At 76.2% G+C, this 19,746-nt stretch carries 3 protein-coding genes and 1 pseudogene; all 4 read right to left on the bottom strand.

Annotation, left to right across the window (positions count from 1 at the left end; genetic code table 11):
* Positions 1-2,060: type I polyketide synthase (locus tag ACFV8H_RS34440; RefSeq protein ID WP_380407769.1), on the bottom strand; the 2,060-nt coding region annotated here is incomplete at its 3' end.
* A 74-nt stretch (positions 2,061-2,134) separates the two neighbouring features.
* Complete coding sequence (locus ACFV8H_RS34435) at positions 2,135-7,828, bottom strand: SDR family NAD(P)-dependent oxidoreductase (RefSeq protein WP_380407767.1); 5,694 nt, start codon at positions 7,826-7,828, stop codon at positions 2,135-2,137.
* Positions 7,829-7,891: 63 nt separating this feature from the next.
* A pseudogene (locus tag ACFV8H_RS34430) lies at positions 7,892-14,374 on the bottom strand (SDR family NAD(P)-dependent oxidoreductase); the annotation flags it as partial.
* A 71-nt stretch (positions 14,375-14,445) separates the two neighbouring features.
* On the bottom strand, positions 14,446-19,701 hold the full coding sequence (locus ACFV8H_RS34425) for a type I polyketide synthase (RefSeq protein WP_380407765.1): 5,256 nt from the start codon (positions 19,699-19,701) through the stop codon (positions 14,446-14,448).
* Between the last annotated feature and the right edge of the window lie 45 nt (positions 19,702-19,746).

Here is a 19,746-nt window from a genome sequence, read left to right as displayed (position 1 = left end):
CTGATGGCGAGGATGGCGCGGCTGCGGAGGGCGGCGATGCGGGCGCCGTCTTCGAGGGTGAGGGCTCCGGCGATGGTGGCGGCGGCTATTTCGCCCTGGGAGTGGCCGATGACGGCGGCGGGGTGGATGCCGAGGGACTGCCAGAGTTCGGCGAGGGCGACCATGACGGCGAACAGCGTCGGTTGGACGACGTCGACGCGTGCGAGGTCGAGGGTGCCGCGCAGGGCGTCGGTCAGCGACCAGTCGATGTGCGGCGCGAGCGCTTCCTGGCAGCGGGCGATGGATTCCGCGAACACCTTTGAGGTGTCGAGGAGTTCGGCGCCCATGCCGATCCACTGGGAGCCCTGTCCGGGGAACACGAACACCGGGCGCTCGTAGCTGCCGCCGCCGGTGGGGGCGGTGCCGTCGGCGATGGCGGCGAGAGCGCTGAGCAGCTCCTCACGGTTCTCCCCGATGGCGACGGCCCGGTGGTCCAGGTGGGCCCGTCCGGTGAGGAGGGTGTGGCCGACGGCCCGAAGGTCGGTGTCGGGGCGCTCCTGGAGGAACGCCGCCAACTGCTCTGCCTGGGCCCGCAACGCCCGCTCGTCCCGGGCGGAGAGTATCCACGGCACGACGGGGAACGGCGAGTCGGCTGCGGTGTCCTCCGGCGAGGTGGCGGGTGAAGCAGCTGGCGCCTCTTCGAGGATCACGTGCGCGTTCGTCCCGCTCGCTCCGAACGCCGACACGCCCGCACGGCGCGGACGCCCGTCCTCCTCGGGCCACTCCCTCGGCTCGGTGAGCAGCGACACCGCGCCCGAGGCCCAATCGACGTGCGGGGTCGGCTCGTTGACGTGCAGCGTCTGCGGCAGTACGCCGTTGCGCATCGCCATCACCATCTTGATGACGCCCGCCGCGCCCGCCGCGGCCTGGGTGTGCCCGATGTTGGACTTCACCGAGCCCAGCCACAGGGGGCGTGCGGTGGGCCTGTCCTTGCCGTAGGTGGCGAGCAGGGCCTGCGCTTCGATCGGGTCGCCGAGCGTAGTGCCCGTGCCGTGGGCCTCGACCGCGTCCACCTCGGCGGTGGTGAGCCGGGCGTTGTCGAGGGCCTGGCGGATGACCCGCTGCTGCGACGGTCCGTTGGGTGCGGTGAGCCCGTTGGAGGCGCCGTCCTGGTTGACGGCGGAGCCGCGGATGACGGCGAGGACTGGGTGCCCGTTGCGCTGGGCGTCGGAGAGCCGCTCCAGCAGCAGGACCCCGACGCCCTCGCCCCAGCCGGTGCCGTCGGCGGCGGCTGCGAAGGCCTTGCAGCGCCCGTCGGGGGCGAGGCCGCGCTGGCGGCTGAACTCGACGAACATGCCGGGGGCGGCCATGACCGCCGCGCCGCCGGCGAGGGCCGTCGAGCACTCGCCCCTGCGCAGCGACTGGCAGGCCAGGTGCAGGGCGACCAGCGAGGAGGAGCAGGCGGTGTCCACCGTGATCGCCGGGCCCTCCAGGCCGAACACGTACGACAGCCGGCCCGAGATGACGCTTGCCGCGCCGCCCGAGAGCAGGTACCCCTCCAGGCTCTCCGTGGCCCGCTGGGCGAGCGCCGCGTAGTCGACCTGTCCCGCGCCCATGAAGACGCCGGTCCGGCTGCCGCGCAGGGACTCCGGGGCGATGCCGGCCCGCTCGAAGGCCTCCCAGGAGGTCTCCAGCAGCAGCCGCTGCTGCGGGTCCATCGCCAGCGCCTCGCGCGGGCCGATGCCGAAGAACCCGGCGTCGAACCGGTCGGCACCGTCCACGAAGCCGCCCTCGCGGGCGTAGGTGTGGCCGGCCCGGTCGGGGTCCGGGTCGTACAGCGACTCCACGTCCCAGCCGCGGTCGGCGGGGAACGGGGTGACGGCGTCCCGGCCGTCCGCGACCAGCTGCCACAGCCGTTCGGCGGAGTCGGCGCCACCGGGGTAGCGGCAGGCCATGCCGACGATCGCGATCGGTTCGGCCGCGACGGTCTCCGTCTCCTGGAGCCGGCGGCGCGTCTCCTGGAGGTCGGCGGTCACCCGCTTGAGGAAGTAACGGAGCTTGTCCTCGGTCTCGCTGGCCACAGTGGCGCTACCCCTTCGGATGGAACAGGAACACGAACAGGACGGCTGGTCGGCGGTGGCGCCGGCGGGAGGAGTCAGGAGATGCCGAGCTCGTTGGTGATGAAGTCGAAGACCTCGTCGTCGTCGGCGGAGTCCAACTCCAGTCCGGTGCCGGCGGACGGGTCGTCCACCGGCCCGGGCCGCGGGCTCCAGCGGTCGGTCACGGCCCGCAGCCGATCGGCGATCCGGGCCCGCTCGGGGTGGTCGGCGCCGACCCCGGCGAGCACGGCTTCGAGGCGGTCCAGCTCTGCCAGGACCGGTGCGGCCGAGGGCGCGTCCTCGCGCGGGAGTTCCGCGTCCAGGTAGCGGGCGAGTTCCGCCGCCGTCGGGTAGTCGAAGACGAGCGTGGCCGGCAGGCGCAGCCCCGAGGCGGTGGTGAGGCGGTTGCGCAGTTCGACCGCGGTCAGCGAGTCGAAGCCGAGGTCGCCGAACGCCCGGTCCGCGCCTACCGCCGCCGGGGCCGAGTGGCCCAGCACCGCGGCCACCTGAGCGCGCACCAGGTCCAGCAGGGCGCGTTCGCGCTCCGCGTCGGACAGTCCGGCGAGCCGCTGCCGCAGGCCGTCGGCCGCCGCGGCGTCCGGTCGGTGGGCGGGGGCGGCGGACGGGCCGGCCAGCCCGCGCAGCAGCGGCGGGAGGTCGGGGCCGGCCTGGCGCAGCGCGGTGGGGTCCAGTCGAACCGGCAGCGAGGTCGGGTCGGTGGCGGCGAGCGCCGCGTCGAACAGGGCCAGGCCGTCCTGCGGGCCGAGCGGGAGGATGCCCGAGCGCCGCATCCGGCCGAGCGTGGCCTCGTCGAGCGCGCCCGCCATGCCCCGGTCCTGCTGCCACGGGCCCCAGGCCAGCGACCGGGCGGGCAGGCTCCGCGCGGCGCGGTGCTGGGCGAGGGCGTCGAGGAAGGCGTTCGCCGCCGCGTAGCCGCCCTGGCCGGCGCCGCCGAGGGTGGCCGTGGCGGAGGAGAACAACACGAACGCGGCGAGGCCGGCGTCCCGGGTGAGTTCGTGCAGGTGCCAGGCGGCGTCCGTCTTCGGGCGGAGCACGGCCTCGAAGCGTTCCTCGGTGAGGGAGGTCAGTGCCCCGTCCGCGACCACGCCGGCGGCGTGCACGACGGCGGTGAGCGGGTGGTCGGCGGGTACGGCGGCGAGGGCCCGGGCGAGGTCTTCGCGGTCGGCGGTGTCGCAGGCGGTGACGGTCACCCGGGCGCCCAGGTCGGTGAGTTCGGCGGTGAGTTCGGCCGCTCCCGGGGCCTCGGGGCCGCGGCGGCCGAGCAGCAGCAGGTGCCGCACGCCGTACGCGGTGACCAGGTGCCGGGCGAGCAGCGAGCCGAGCGCGCCGGTGCCGCCGGTGATCAGCACGGTGCCGTCCGGGTCGAGCGCGGCGGCCGTGTCGGCCGTGTCGGCCGCTTCGGTCGTCGCCGGGCGGGCGGGTACCAGGCGCGGGGCCAGGACGGTGCCGGCGCGCAGGGCGAGCTGCGGTTCGCCGCCGACGGCCGCCCGGTCCAGTGCCGCGGTGGTGTCCGCGCCGCCGTCCGGGTCGAGGCCGTCACGGTTGTCGAGGCCGTCACGGTTGAGGTCGGCGGGGTGGTCGAGGTCGAGCAGGACGAAGCGGTCGGGCTGCTCGGCCTGGGCGGCCCGGACGAGACCCCACAGCGGCGCGTGGGCGAGGTTCGGGACGTCCGCGGCCGCGGCCCGGCCGGTGGCGGGGTCGCCCGCGTCCGTCCGGTCGGCGGCCACCGCCCCGTGGGTCACCAGGACCAGCCGGGAGGCCGCGAACCGGTCGTCCGCCGCCCACGTGGTCAGCGCGGACCACGTCCGGCGCAGGGCCGCGCGCACCGCCGCGGGGAGGTCGCCCGTGGTGTCCGGCAGGGGCAGGACGACCGCGTCCGGCACCGGCAGTCCCGCGGTGACGGCCTCGCCGAGGGCCGTGAGGTCGGGGTGGCGGTCGAGACCGGGGAACCCGGCACCGTCCCCGAGCACGGCCCATCGGCCGCGCTCCCGTTCGACGCCGTCCGCGGCCGGGAGGGGCGCCCACTCGACCCGGAACAGCGCGTCGCCCAGCCCGGCCCGGGCCGCCGCGCGGAGTTGGTCGAGCGAGACCGGACGGGCCCGCAGGGCGCCGACCGAGGCGACCGGCGCGCCGGTCCCGTCGGCCACGTCCAGGGACATCGCGTCCGGTCCGGCCGGGGCCAGCCGCAGCCGCAGGGCGACCGCGCCGGGCCGGTGCACCCGCACGTTGGTCCAGGCGAAGGGCAGCAGGACCTGCTCGCCGGTGTTCCCGACCAGGCCCGCGTGCAGGGCGGCGTCGAGCAGGGCGGGGTGGACCCCGTACCCGTCCGCCCGGTTCAGTTCCGACTCGGGCAGGGCGACCTCGCCGTACACGTCGTCGCCCGCGCGCCACATCGCCCGCAGGCCCCGGAACGACGGGCCGTAGTCGAAACCGTCACGGGCGACGGCGGAGTAGAAGCCGTCGAGGTCCACCGGCTCGGCGCCCTCGGGCGGCCAGACGCCGGTCGGCCGCCAGCCCGCGCCGCCGTCCCCGGCGGCCAGCGTGCCGGCCGCGTGCCGGGTCCAGTCCACGGTGTCGTCCGGCCGCGCGTACACGCCGATCGGCCGTCGGCCCGACCCGTCGGCCGCGCCGACCGTCACCTGCACCTGGGCCGTCCCGGTGCCGGCGAGGATCAGCGGCGCCTCCTGGTCGAGTTCCTCGACCGTCGTGCAGCCGGCCAGCCGGGCCGCGTGCAGGGCCAGTTCCAGGTACGCGGTGCCGGGCACCACCGTGCTGCCCAGCACCACGTGGTCGGCGAGCCAGCGGTGCGTGTGGGTCGACAGCCGGCCGGTGAGGAGCAGCCCGCCGCCCTCGGCCGGGGCGACGACGGCGCCGAGCAGCGGATGCCCGGCGCTCGCCACGCCCAGTTCGGCGGCCTCGGCGGGTGTTCCGTCGGCGGGGGCCAGCCAGTACGGCTCGCCCTGGAACGCGTACGTCGGCAGGTCCGGCCGGTGGCCGGCCGGGCCGACCAGTTCGGTGAGCAGGGCCGGCCAGTCCACCCGGGTGCCGCGCGCGTGGGCCTGGGCGACCGCGCCGAGCACGGTGTCCGACTCCGGGCGGCCGCGGCGCAGCAGCGGCGCCGCGGTGACGTCCCCGGTCCCGTCCCCGGCACTCTGCCGGACCATGGCGGACAGCACGCCGTCGGGGCCGAGTTCCAGGAAGGTCGTCACGCCCTGGTCGAGCAGGTGCCGGACGCCGTCGTGGAAGCGCACGCCCTCGCGCACGTGCCGGACCCAGTACTCCGACGTGCGGATCCGCTCGGCGGCGGCCGGCCGGCCGGTGAGGTTGGAGACGACCGGGATCGTCGGCTCGTGCAGCGTGAGGCCGTCGAGCACCTCGCGGAACGGGGCGAGCATGCCGTCCATGCGGGCGGAGTGGAAGGCGTGGCTGACGGTCAGCCGCTTCGTCCGGCGGCCCTGCGCGCTCAGCTGCTCGACGATCGTTACGACCGCGTCCTCCTCGCCGGAGAGCACGACGGAGCGGGGCCCGTTGACGGCGGCGATGCCGGCCGCGCCGGCGTGGTCGGTCAGCAGGGCGGTCACCTCCTGCTCCGTCGCCTCCACCGCCACCATCGCGCCGCCGGCGGGGAGCCGCTGCATCAGGCGGCCGCGGGCGGCCACCGCCGTGACCGCGTCCTCCAGCGAGAACACCCCGGCGACGTGGGCCGCCGCGAGTTCCCCGATCGAGTGCCCGAGGACGAAGTCCGGCCGCAGGCCCCAGGATTCGACCAGCCGGAACAGCGCCACCTCCAGCGCGAACAGGGCGGACTGGGTGAAGGCCGTCTCGTCCAGCCGGTCCGCCCCCGGTGCCCCCTCCTCGGCGAGCAGCACCTCGCGGACCGGCAGGCCGCTCCGCTTCGTCAGCAGGTCGCACACCCGGTCCAGCTCGGCGGCGAACACCGGGAAACGCCGGTACAGTTCGCGGCCGGCGCCGGCGCGCTGGGCACCCTGGCCGGTGAACAGGAACGCCAGCTTGCCGGTGCGGGTGGCCGAGCCCTGGACGAGGTCGGGCGCGTCGTCGCCCCGGCGCAGCGCGTCGAGGCCGGCGAGCAGCTCCTCGTGGCCGGCCCCGAGCACCACCGCGCGGTGGTCGAGGCCGGCCCGGGCGGTGGCCAGTGTCCACGCGACGTCCGCGGCCGCCCACTCCGGGGCGGCGGCCGCGGCGTCGGCCAGCCGACCGGCCTGGGCGCGCAGGGCCTCCGGGCTCCGGGCCGACAGCAGCCACGGGGTGGTGGGTGCGGTGCGGCCGCTGGGGGCGGGCGGTTCCCCGACGGGCCGCTCCTCCACGGGCCGGTCCCCGACGGGCCGTTCCTCGGCGTACTGGTCCTCGACGTGCTGTTCCAGGATCACGTGGGCGTTGGTGCCGCTGATGCCGAAGGAGGAGACGGCGGCCCGCCGAGGGCGGTCGACGGCAGGCCAGTCGCGCCGCTCGGTGAGCAGTTCGACCGCGCCGCGGGACCAGTCGACCTGCGGGGTGGGCTCGTCGACGTGCAGGGTGGCGGGCAGGACGCCGTGGCGCATCGCCATCACCGTCTTGATGACGCCGGCGACGCCCGCGGCGAGTTGGGTGTGGCCGATGTTGGACTTCACCGAGCCGAGCCAGAGCGGCCGTTCGGCGGGCCGGTCCTGGCCGTAGGTGGCGAGCAGGGCCTGCGCTTCGATCGGGTCGCCGAGCCGGGTGCCGGTGCCGTGGGCCTCCACGGCGTCCACGTCGGCGGTGGTGAGCCGGGCGTCCGCGAGCGCGGCCCGGATCACCCGCTGCTGGGCCGGTCCGCTCGGCGCGGTCAGGCCGTTGGAGGCGCCGTCCTGGTTGACGGCGGAGCCGCGGACCACGGCGAGTACCGGGTGCCCGTTGCGGCGGGCGTCGGAGAGCCGCTCGACCAGCAGCACGCCGACGCCCTCGCCCCAGGCGGTGCCGTCGGCCGCGCCCGCGAAGGCCTTGCAGCGCCCGTCGGGGGCGAGGCCGCGCTGACGGCTGAACTCGATGAACATGTGCGGTGCCGCCATCACCGCCGCGCCGCCGACCAGCGCCATCGAGCACTCGCCGTCGCGCAGCGCCCGGCCGGCCAGGTGCAGGGCCACGAGCGAGGAGGAGCACGCGGTGTCCACCGTCACCGCCGGGCCCTCCAGCCCGAAGGTGTAGGCGAGCCGGCCGGAGGCGACGCTGACGGTGGTCCCGGTCAGCAGGTAGCCCTCGGAGCCCTCCGCGCCGCGCGGGTCGGCGGCGTAGCCGAGCGGGGAGGCGCCGACGAACACGCCGGTCGCGGTGCCGCGCACGGACTCCGGGTCGATGCCGGCGCGTTCGAAGACCTCCCAGGAGGTCTCCAGCAGGAGGCGCTGCTGCGGGTCCATGGCGAGCGCCTCGCGCGGGCTGATCCCGAAGAAGGCGGCGTCGAACCGTTCCGCGCCGCGGACGAAGCAGCCCGTCCGGACGTAGCTCCGGCCGGCCCGGTCGGGGTCCGGGTCGTACAACTCCTCGGCGTCCCAGCCGCGTTCCGTCGGGAAGCCGGACAGGGCGTCGCGGCCGTCGGACACCAGGCGCCACAGCTCCTCAGGGCTGTCGACGTCACCGGGGTAGCGGCACGCCATGCCGACGATCGCGATCGGCTCGTGCCGGGCCTCGGTCAGCCGGTGGTTCTGCTGCTGGAGCCGCTTGTTCTCCTTGAGGGAGAGCCGGAGCGCCTCCAGCACCCTGTTCTCCTGGGATCCAGCCTGTGATGCAGCCATCGTTGGTTCTCCGCAGTCCGAGCGCGATCAGAGGTCAGTGGTGCCGAAAGCCAGGCCGATCAGGTCGTCGGCGTCCATGGCGTCGATCTCGTCGAGGTCCCCGTCCGGTTCGGCCGGCGGCTCCTCCGGTCCGGCGCCGGCCAGTGCCAGCAGGGCGTCGAGCAGGCCGGCGGCGCGCAGCCGGGCGGGCGGGACGGTCGCCAGGAGCCGGCTGATCTCGCCGTCGGAGGCCGGCCGGCCGGCGGGTTCGGCCGGGGCCAGCTCGGTCCGCAGGAAGGCGGCCAGGGCGTCCGGCGTCGGATGGTCGAAGACCAGGGTGGCGGGCAGCCGGAGTCCGGTGGCGAGGTTGAGCCGGTTGCGCAGCTCGACGGCGGTGAGCGAGTCGAAGCCGAGCTGCTTGAACGCCCGGTCCGGCTGGACGTCCCCGCCCGTGGCGTGGCCGAGTACCACCGCCGCGTTGGTGAGCACCAGTTCCAGCAGCGCGCGGGTGCGTTCGGCCTCGGGCAGGGCGGCCAGCCGCAGGGCCGGGGCCGGCCCGTCGTCCGTTCCGGTGGCCGCCGCCGTGCGCCTGGTGCCGGCACCGACCAGCCGGCGCAGCAACGGCGGCACCGAGCCGGACTGGAAGGCGGTACGGGCGGTCGCGACGTCGAGCTTCATCGCCACCAGCTGGTCCCGGTCGGAGGGCAGTGCCGCGCTGAACATCGACACGCCGTCGCCGTCGGACAGCGGGCTCACCCCCGAGCGCCGCAGCCTGGCCAGGTCGGTGCTGCCGAGGTGGCCGGTCATGCCGCTGGCCCGCTCCCACAGGCCCCAGGCGATCGACAGGCCCGGCAGCCCCTCGGCGCGGCGGCGCCGGGCGAGCGCGTCGAGGAAGGCGTTGGCGGCGGCGTAGTTGCCCTGGCCGGGGCCGCCCAGGACGGCCGCCGAGGAGGAGAACAGGACGAAGGCGCCGAGGTCCGCGTCGCGGGTCAGCTCGTGCAGGTGCCAGGCGGCGTCCGCCTTGGGGCGCATCACGGCCGAGACCTGTGCCGGCGTCAGCGAGGCGACCACCGCGTCGTCCAGCACGCCGGCGGCGTGGACGACGGCGGTGAGCGGGTGGTCGGCGGGGACGGCGGCGAGGGCCCGGGCGAGGTCCTCGCGGTCGGCGGTGTCGCAGGCGATGACGGTCACCCGGGCGCCCGAGTCGGTCAGTTCGGCGGTGAGTTCGGCCGCGCCCGGGGCCTCGGGGCCGCGGCGGCCGAGCAGCAGCAGGTGCCGCACGCCGTGCTCGGTGACCAGCTGCCGGGCCACCAGTGCGCCGAGCGCGCCGGTGCCGCCGGTGATCAGCACGGTGCCGTTCGGGTCCGGGGCCGTCGGCATGGTGAGCACCACCTTGCCGACGTGCCGGGCCTGGCTCATGAAGCGGAACGCGTCCAGCGCCCGCCGCACGTCCCAGGTGCGGGAGGGGATCGGACGGAGCACCCCGCGTTCGAACAGCGGCATGAGCTCGGCCATCATCCGGCCGATCCGGTCGTAGCCGGCCTCGATCAGGTCGAACCAGAGGTAGGAGGTGCCGGGGTGGGCGGCGGTGACCTCGGCCGCGTCGCGGATGTCGGTCTTGCCCATCTCCACGAACCGCCCGCCGTCGGCGAGCAGCCGCAAGGAGGCGTCGACGAACTCGTTGGCGAGGGAGTTGAGCACCACGTCCACGCCCCGGCCCCCGGCGGCGGCGCGGACCCGCTGCTCGAAGTCGAGACTGCGCGAGGAGGCGATCCGCTCCGGCGGGATGCCGAGCGCGCGCAGGGTGCCCCACTTGGCCGGGCTGGCCGTGGCGAACACCTCGGCGCCCAGGTGGCGGGCCAGTTGGATCGCCGCCAGGCCGACGCCGCCGGTCGCCGAGTGGATCAGCACCGACTCGCCGGCGCCCAGCCCGGCGAGGTCGACCAGGCCGTAGTAGGCGGTCAGGAAGGCGATCGGCACCGAGGCCCCCTCGGTGAACGTCCAGCGCGCGGGGAGCGGGACGAGCAGCCGCTGGTCGACCACGGCGACCGGCCCGAACGAGCCGGGCACCATCCCCATCACGCGGTCGCCCGGGGCGAACGCGGTGACGCCGGGGCCGGTCTCCAGCACGACGCCGGCGGCCTCCCCGCCCATGACGTCCTGGTCGACCATGCCCAGGCCGAGCAGCACGTCGCGGAAGTTCATGCCGGCGGCCCGTACGGCCAGCCGGACCTGGCCGGGGCCGAGCGGTGCGGAGGCCGCCGGGTGGGGGAGGAGGGCGAGGTTCTCCAGCGTGCCCTTCGCGGTGGTGTCCAGGCGCCAGTCGGGCGTGCCCGCCGGGGGCTCCAGCAGTCGGCCGGTGCTCGCCCGGACGAGCCGCGGGGCGAGCAGGACGCCCTGGCGGAGCGCGAGTTGGGGCTCGGCGGTGGCGAGCGCGGCGGCCAGGGTGAGCGGCAGCCCGTCAGGGTGCCCGTCCAGGTCGAGCAGGACGAAGCGGCCCGGATGCTCGGTCTGGGCGGAGCGCACCAGGCCCCACACCGCGGCGTGGGCGAGGTCCGGCACGCTCTCGCCGTCGGCGGCCGCCACCGCGCCCCTGGTCAGCACGACGAGCCGGGAGGAGGCGAACTGCTCGTTCGCCAGCCAGTCCTGAATGACCGTCAGGATCCGTCCGACGGCCTCGCGCGCGGCGGCGGGGGTGTCGTCCGGCGACTCAGGGCCGGCGCAGGTGACCAGGACGGCGTCCGGGACCGTCGCGCCGGCCTCCACGGTCCCGGCGAGGGCGGTGAGGTCGGGATGCGTGCCGAGCCGCAGGTCGTCGGGAAGCCCGAGGCGGTCGGTGCCGAGCAGGACCCAGCGTCCGGCCGGTGCCCCGGGCGGGGGCGGCACTTCGGTCCAGTCCACACCCAGCAGCGGGTCCGCGCCGTCGTCGGCCGCGGATCGCAGCTGCTCGCGGTCCACCGGGCGGCTCGCCAGCGACGCCGCCCGGGCGACCGGCGCGCCGCTTCCGTCGGCCACCGCGAGGGCGACCGCGTCGCCCCCGGCCGGTGACAGGCGCACCCGGAGGGCGGTCGCGCCGGTGGCGTACAGGGAGACGCCGCTCCAGGAGAACGGCAGTCGCACCTCGCCCGGGGCCGCGGCCGCGACCGCGTGCAGGGCCGCGTCCAGCAGGGCGGGGTGCAGGCCGAACTCCGCGGCCACGTCGTGCTGTTCGCGCGGCAGCCGCACCTCGGCGAACAGCTCCTCGCCCTGGCGCCAGAGCGCGTGCAGGCCCTGGAACGCCGGACCGTAGCCGAGGCCGTCGGCGGCCAGGCGCGGGTAGAGGTCCGTGAGGTCCACCGGCAGCGCGCCGGCCGGCGGCCAGGCGGTGAGATCCCAGGCCGGCTGCTCGGCGTCGGTGGCCAGGACGCCGGTCGCGTGCCGGGTCCAGGGGGCGTCGGGGCGGTCCGGGCGGGAGTGGACGGAGACGGGCCGCCGTCCGTCGTCGGCTGCGGGGCCGACCCGGAGCTGGAGCTGGACCGATCCGTCCTCCGGGAGCAACAGGGGTGCCTGGAGGGTGAGTTCGTCGAGGACGTCGCAGCCGGTGCGGTCGCCCGCGTGGAGGGCGAGTTCGACGAGGGCGGTGCCGGGGAGGAGTGCGGTCCCGAAGACGGCGTGGTCGGCGAGCCAGGGGTGGGTGGCGGCGGAGAGCAGGCCGGTGAGGACGTGCTCGTCGTCGTCGGCGAGGGGGAGCAGGGCACTGAGGAGGGGGTGGTCGGCGGCGGTGAGGCCGGCGGCGCGGACGTCTCCGGTGGCTGCGGGGGCGTCGAGCCAGAAGCGTTCGCGTTGGAAGGGGTAGGTGGGGAGGTCGAGGTGGTGGGGACCGTCGGTGGGGAGGAGGGCCGTCCAGTCGACGGGGTGGCCGTGGGTGTGGATCTCGGCGGCCGAGGTGAGCAGTCGGCGGAGGCCGCTTTCGTTGCGGCGGAGGGTACCGGTGGTGACGGCGGGTTGGTCGGCGGCCTCGGCGGTGTCCTGGACGGTGGTGGTGAGGACGGGGTGGGGGCTGGCCTCGATGAAGGTGTGGTGGCCGTCGGCGAGGGCGGAGGTGAGGGCGTCGGTGAAGCGGACCGGCTGGCGGAGGTTGGTGTACCAGTAGTGCGCGTCGAGGCGGGTGGTGTCGATCCGCTCGCCGGTGACGGTGGAGTAGAAGGGGATGTCGGCGGGCTTGGGGGTGATGCCGGTGAGTTGTTGGGCGAGGTGGTCGCGGAGTTGTTCGACGTGGTGGGTGTGGGAGGCGTAGTCGACGTCGATGCGGCGGGCGCGGATGTCCGACTTCTCGCAGTGGGTGAGGAGTTGGTCGAGGGCGTCGTGGTCGCCGGCGATGACGGTGGTGGTGGGGCCGTTGTGGGCGGCGATGCTGAGCCGTCCGTCCCAGGCGCTCAGCAGCTCGACGGTGTCCTGGTGGCCGAGGGGGATGGATGCCATGCCGCCGTGGCCGCTGATGGTGAGGATGGCGCGGCTGCGGAGGGCGGCGATGCGGGCGCCGTCGTGGAGGGTGAGGGCTCCGGCGATGGTGGCGGCGGCTATTTCGCCTTGGGAGTGGCCGATGACGGCGGCGGGGTGGATGCCGAGGGATTGCCAGAGTTCGGCGAGGGCGATCATGACGGCGAACAGGGTGGGCTGGACGACGTCGACGCGTGCGAGGTCGAGGGTGCCGCGCAGGGCGTCGGTCAGCGACCAGTCGATGTGCGGCGCGAGCGCCTCCTGGCAGCGGGCGATGGATCCCGCGAACACCGTTGAGGTGTCGAGGAGTTCGGTGCCCATGCCGATCCACTGCGAGCCCTGCCCGGGGAACACGAACACCGGACGCTCGAAGCTGCCGCCGCCCACCACGACCCCCGGCGCGGCGGTGCCGTCGGCGATGGCGGTGAGGCCGCTCAGCAGCTCCGCGCGGTCCTCGCCGATCACCACCGCCCGCTGCTCGAACGCCGACCGGCCCGACACCAGGGCCTCGGCCACCGCGGCCGGTTCCCACTCCGGGTGAGCCTCGACCGCCGCCCGCAGTTGCTCGGCCTGGGCACGCAGGGCCCGCTCGTCCCGGGCGGACAGTACCCACGGCAGCGCGGCGCCGCCGACCGCGGCCGGAGCAGCCGCCGGCTGCTCGCTCGGCTGCTCGGCCGGTTCTTCCGCCGGTGCCTCCTCCAGGATCACGTGCGCGTTCGTCCCGCTGACCCCGAACGAGGACACGGCCGACCGCCGGGGCCGCCCCGTCCGCGGCCATTCCCGTGCCTCGGTGAGCAGTTCGACGGCGCCGGAGGACCAGTCGACGTGCGGGGTGGGCTCGTCGACGTGCAGCGTGCGCGGCAGTACGCCGTGCCGCATCGCCAGCACCATCTTGATCACGCCACCGACCCCGGCCGCCGCCTGGGTGTGCCCGATGTTGGACTTCAACGACCCCAGCAGTAGGGGCCGTTCGGCGGGCCGGTCCTTGCCGTAGGTGGCGAGCAGGGCCTGCGCCTCGATCGGGTCGCCCAGCCGGGTGCCCGTGCCGTGCGCCTCCACCGCGTCGATCAGGTCCGGTGACAGGTCGGCCTCGGCGAGGGCGGCCCGGATCACCCGCTGCTGCGAGGGGCCGTTGGGCGCGGAGAGGCTGCTGCTGGCACCGTCCTGGTTCACCGAGGAGCCGCGCAGTACGGCGAGCACCGGGTGCCCGTTGCGGCGGGCGTCGGAGAGCCGCTCGACCAGCAGCATGCCGGCGCCCTCGCCCCAGGCGGTGCCGTCGGCGGCGGCCGCGAAGGACTTGCAGCGCCCGTCCCGGGCGAGGCCGCCCTGCCGGCTGAACTCGACGAAGGTGTCGGGCGTGGCCATCACCGTGACGCCGCCGGCCAGCGCCATCGTGCAGTCGCCGCGCCGGACGGCCTGGGCGGCGAGGTGGAGGGCCACCAGGGAGGAGGAGCAGGCCGTGTCCACGGTCACCGCCGGCCCCTCCAGTCCGAGCGCGTAGGCGATCCGTCCGGACGCGACGCTGCCCGCGGTGCCGCTGCCCAGGAAGCCCGCGACCGACTCGTCCACCGAGGTCAGCCGGGTGCCGTAGTCGTGGTACATCAGGCCGGTGAACACCCCGACCCGGGTGCCGCGCACCGTCGCGGGGGGAATGTCCGCGCGTTCGAACGCCTCCCACGCGGTCTCCAGCAGCAGCCGCTGCTGGGGGTCCATGGCGAGCGCCTCGCGCGGGCTGATGTCGAAGAACCCGGGGTCGAACCGGTCGGCGTCGTCGAGGAAGCCGCCCTCGCAGACGTAGGAGGTGCCGGGGCGCAGGCCGTCGGGGTCGTAGAAGTCCTCGGTGCGCCAACCGCGTTCGGCGGGTGGCGCACCGACGGCGTCCCGTCCGGCGGCCGCCAGCTCCCACAACTCCTCCGGGGTCCGGACCCCGCCCGGGTAGCGGCAGCTCATTCCGACGATCGCGATCGGCTCGCGGTCGGCGGCCTCCAGCTCGGCCACCCGGCGGCGTGCCTCGCCGAGTTCGGCGGCAGCCCACCGGAGGTGCTCGCGAAGCTTGTCTTCATGTGCCACTTGAGCCTGCTCCTAAAGCCGGTGCGGGGGTCGATCCGTGCGGGGTTCGGCCCTCAGCGGGCGCGCAACTGGTCGAGTACGTCGAAGAGTTCGTCGTCGGTCGCCGAGGCGAGGTCGGTTCGGTCGGCGCCGTCCCGGCCGTCGTCGTCCCAGCGGGAGAGGAGGTCCCTCAGCCGGTGGGTGATCGCCGTCCGGGCCTGGTCGTCGTCGGTGAAGGGCGCCAGGAACGCCTCCAGCCGGTCGAGTTCCGCGAGCGCGGGGCCCACCTCCGTCATCTCCTCGGCGCCGAACAGGGCGCTGAGGTGATCGGCCAGAGCCGTCGCGGTGGGGTGGTCGAAGACCAGGGTGCTGGGCAGCTGGAGGCCGGTGGCCTCCTGGAGCCGGTCCTGGAGTTCGAGGTTGGCGAGCGAGTCGAAGCCCAGGTCGACGAAGCCCTGACCGGGGTCGATGTCCTCGGGGCCGGACTCGGCCAGCACGACCGCCGCGTGGGTGCGGACGAGGTCGAGCAGGGCCCGCCGGCGTTCGGACTCCGGCATCGCCCGCAGGCGCTGCGCGAAGCCGGCCGCCGGGTCCGCCGTCGGAACCGCTGACGTCGGAACCGCTGCCGCAGCCGTGGCGGGAGTCGGCTCCGCGACCGGTTCCCGCAGCAGCGACGGGACCTGTCCCCGTTCGGCCCGGCCCCGCACCGCTGCGGGGTCCAGCCGGACCGGGACCAGCACCGGCTCAGTGATCATCATACGGGCGGCGTCGAAGAGATCAAGTGCCTCTTCCGCGGAGAGGGCGCCGAACCCGCTCCGCTCCAACTTGGCCGCCTGATGCGGGTTCAGACGCTCGGTCAGGGCGCTGCGCTCGGCCCACATTCCCCACGCGAGGGACAGGCCCGGCAGTCCCTCGGCGTGGCGATGCCGGGCGAGCGCGTCCAGGAAGGCGTTCGCCGCGGCGTAGTTGGCCTGGCCGGCGGTGCCGAGGACGCCGGAGGCGGAGGAGAACAGGACGAAAGCGTCCAGTCCCAGCGAGCGGGTCAGTTCGTGCAGGTGCCAGGCCGCGTCCACCTTCGGCCGCAGGGCGGCATCGAGCCGCTCGGGGGTGAGCGCGGTCAGCAGGCCGTCGTCGGTCACGCCGGCCGCGTGCACCACGGCCGTCAACGGGTGCTCCCCGGGGATCGAACGCAGCAGGCCGGCCAGGGCCGCACGGTCGGAGGCGTCGCAGGCGGCCACCGTGACGTCGGCCCCCAGCGCGGTGAGCTCCGCGACCAGTTCGGCCGCGCCCGGCGCCCGCTCCCCCCGCCGCCCGGCCAGCAGGAGGTGCCGGGCACCGCGGACGACCAGGTGCCGGGCGAGCAGTGAGCCGAGCGTGCCCGTGCCGCCGGTGACCAGGACGGTGCCGTTCGGGTCGAAGGAGGGGTCGAAGGAGGGGGCGGGGGAGGGGCTGTCGCCGCCGGGCCGTTCCGCCTCCACCAGCCGTGGTACCAGGAGGTCGGACCGGCGCAGCGCCAGTTGCGGTTCGTCCCGGGCCAGGACCAGCGCCCGGGTCAGGTCGGCCTCGGCGGGATCGGCGGGATCCGCCGCGTCGAGGTCCAGGAGGCCGAAACGCCGGGGGTGCTCGGACAGGGCCGACCGCAGCAGCCCCCAGACCGCCGCCGAGGCCAGGTCGGGTGACGCGGTGTCGGCCCCCGCGGCCTGGGCGCCCCGGGTGGCCACGACCAGCCGCGCGGCGGCGAACCGCGGCTCGGCGAGCCAGGCCCGCACCAGCGACAGCGCGTCGGCGGTGGCGGAGTGGACGGCGGCCGGCAGCTCGTCGCCGGCCGGCAGGAGGGGCGCGAGCACCACGTCCGGCACCGGTGTCCCGGCGGCGGCCAGGGCGGTGAGGTCCGGGTAGCGGAGCGCGGAGGCCGTCGGCAGCCCGGCGCCCACCACCGCCGTCCGCACGGCGGACGGCTGCGGGGGTGCCGGTACCGGCGCCCATCGGACCCGCCACAGCAGGGGGGAGCCGGTGGTGTCACCGTGCAGTGTCCGGGACCGCAGGTTCGCGACCGACGCCACCGGGACACCCGCCGGGTCGGCCGCCTCGACGGTCATCGCGTCCGGTCCGGCGGGCGCGAGTCGCACCCGCAGCGCGGTCGGGCCCGTCCCCCGGATCGAGACGCCGTGCCAGGCGAACGGGACCGGGAGCGGCCCCGCGGTCGGCGCGGCAGCGGCGGCACCGGCCTGCAGCGCGGCGTCCAGCAGGGCCGGGTGGAGGCCGTACCGCGCGGCGTCGGCCCGGTCCGCCTCGGACAGGGCCACCTCGGCGAACACCTCCTCGCCGCGGCGCCAGAGCGCGCGCAGCCCGCGGAAGGCGGGACCGTAGTCGACGCCGAGGCCCGCGAAGCGGCGGTAGCACCCGTCGAGGTCGACCGGCTCGGCGCCGGCCGGCGGCCAGGAGACCAGGTCCGACGACGGGGCCGGCTCCTCGGCGGACACCGTGGCGGCGGCGTGCCGGCTCCAGGGGGCGTCCTCGGGCCCTGCCGGGCGGGAGGACAGCTCCACCGGGCGGCGGCCGTCTCCGTCCGGGACGCCGACGGCCAGCCTGATCCGGACGCCGCCCTCCGGGGCGGTCTCCCGGCCGGGGAGCTCCAGCGGGGCGTGCAGGGTCAGCTCCTCGATGTGCGCGCAGCCCGTCCGGGCGCCCGCCCAGCGGACCAGCTCGACCACCGCGGTGCCGGGGAGCAGCACCCGCCCGTGCACGGTGTGGTCGGCGAGCCAGGGCAGCTCACCGGGTGACAGCCGTCCGGTGAACAGCAGCCCTCCGTCGGCGGGGAGTTCCACCGCGGCCCGGAGCAGCGGGTGGTCCGTCGGGGCGAGCCCGGCCGCGGCCACGTCGGGGTCGGCCGGTCCGTCCTCCAGCCAGTAGCGGCGGCGCTGGAACGGGTAGGTCGGCAGGTCGACCGGGCGCAGCCCGGCGGCGGGGAACGCCGCCGACCAGTCGGCCGGCCCGCCGTGGACGTACAGCTCGGCCAGGGCCGCGAGGAGCCCGTCCTGGGCGGCGAGGGCCTCGTCGGGGTCGCCGAAGGGGCCCTCGGGGCCGCCGACCACCCGGACCTTCCCGTCCGCGGCGCCCGCGATCCGGGTGGCCTGCTCGGGTCCGAGGGCGACGAACCGGGTGTGGCCGCGCTCCAGCAGGTCGCGCACCGCGTCGTCCGGATCGCCCGGCAGCAGCGGAACCCGGGCACCGGACGGGTCGACCGGCCCGCCGGACACCGCCGCGCGCGCGCCCTCCGCCAGCGAGAGGGCCTGCGCGACGCAGGCTCCCGCGGCCGCGCCGGCGCCGTCGCCCGGTGCGACCACGGCGGCCGGGTCCACCCCGTGCCCCTGCCACCACCCGGCGAGGGCGACCAGCACGGCCCATCCCACCGCGCGGTCGACCTCCGGGCGGGCCGGGTCGGGCGCGCCCTCGGCCCCGCGCAGCACCTGCGTGGCGGACCAGCCGGCGACCTCCACGAGCGCCGCGTCGCAGGCGGCCAGCCGCTCCGCGAACAGCGGCGAGGCGTCCAGCAGGCGCAGCACGCCGTCGGTGCGCTCCGCCGGCCGCTCCGGCAGCACGAACACCACCCGGGCGTCCCCCCGGGCGACGCCCCGGACCAGGCCGGGCCCCGGTTCGCCCGCCGCCAGCGCGGCCAGGCCCGCCCGGAACCCGGCCGGGTCCGTCCCCAGGAGGACGGCCCGGTGCTCGAAGGTCGCACGGGTGCGCGCCAGTGCCGCCCCCACCTCGGCGGCGGACCGGCCGGGGTGCCCGTCCAGGTGCTCCAACAGCCGTGCGGCCTGCGCGCGCAGCGCGGCCTCGGTCCGGCCGGAGAGCACCCACGGCACCGTCGCCCCGCGGGCCGGGCCGGGGCCGGCCGGCTCCGACCCGGCCTGTCCCGCCTGCTCGGGACGTTCGCCCTGCTCCGGCTCGGCCTCCTCCAGGACGAGGTGCGCATTGGTGCCGCTCACCCCGAAGGAGGACACCCCGGCCCGGCGCGGCCGCCCGCTCACCGGCCACGGCCGGGCGGCGGTCAGCGGGGACACCGCGCCGGCCTCCCAGTCGACGTGCGGATTCGCCCCGTCGAGGTGCAGGGTGCGCGGCAGCACGCCGTGCCGCATCGCCATCACCGTCTTGATGACGCCGGCCACCCCCGCCGCCGCCTGGGCGTGCCCGATGTTGGACTTCACCGAGCCGAGCCACAGCGGCTCCGCCCCGGCCCGCTCCTGGCCGTAGGTGGCCAGCAGCGCCTGGGCCTCGATCGGGTCGCCGAGCGTGGTCCCGGTGCCGTGCGCCTCCACCGCGTCCACGTCCCGTGCCGACAGCCCGGCGTTCTCCAGCGCCTGCCGGATCACCCGCTGCTGGGCGGGCCCGCTCGGGGCCGTCAGACCGCTGCTCGCGCCGTCCTGGTTGACCGCGCTGCCCCGGATCACGGCGAGGACGTGCCGGCCGTTCCGCCGGGCGTCGGAGAGGCGTTCCAGCAGCAGCATCCCGACGCCCTCGCCCAGGCCGGTCCCGTCGGCCCGGGCCGAGAACGCCTTGCAGCGCGCGTCGGGCGCCAGGCCCCGCTGCCGGCTGAACTCGACCAGCGCCATCGGCGAGGCCATCACGGTCACACCGCCGGCGAGGGCGAGCGAGCACTCGCCGCTCCGCAGCGCCTGCGCCGCCTGGTGCAGCGCCACCAGGGACGACGAGCACGCGGTGTCGAGGGTGACGGCCGGACCCTCCAGGCCGAAGGTGTACGCGACCCGGCCGGAGGCGACGCTGCCGGTACTGCCGTTGCCGACGTAGCCCTCGAACTCACCCGGTACCCGGCGCAGCCGCGAGGCGTAGTCCTGGTAGATCACCCCGGCGAAGACGCCGGTCCGGCTGCCGCGCAGGGTCTCCGGGGCGATTCCCGCCCGCTCGAAGGCCTCCCAGGAGGTCTCCAGCAGCAGCCGCTGCTGCGGGTCGGTGGCCAGCGCCTCGCGGGAGCTCATGCCGAAGAACGCCGGGTCGAACTCGGCCGCGTCGTGCAGGAAGCCGCCCTCGCGGACGTACACCGTGCCGTGTCGGGCCGGGTCGGGGTCGTGCAGGCCGCCGTCCCAGCCGCGGTCCGTCGGGAAGGGCGAGATCGCGTCCCGCTCCTCGGCCACCACGCGCCACAGGTCCTCCGGGGAGGCGACCCCGCCGGGGTAGCGGCACGCCATGCCGACGATCGCGATCGGCGCACGGGCCCCCTCCTCGACCTCCTGGAGCCGCCGGCGGGTCCGGCGCAGGTCGACGGTCAGCCGCTTGAGCGCGTCGACGACCTTCTCGCTACTCGTCATTCCGCTGTGCGCCTCTCTGTTCAACGACGGGTCCGAGTTCAAGGA

Origin of the sequence: Kitasatospora sp. NPDC059827, from assembly GCF_042731675.1 — a bacterium.
Taxonomy (GTDB): Bacteria; Actinomycetota; Actinomycetes; order Streptomycetales; family Streptomycetaceae; genus Kitasatospora.
Note: the sequence above shows the minus strand (reverse complement) of the source record. Positions and strands in the feature narration are given on the sequence as shown.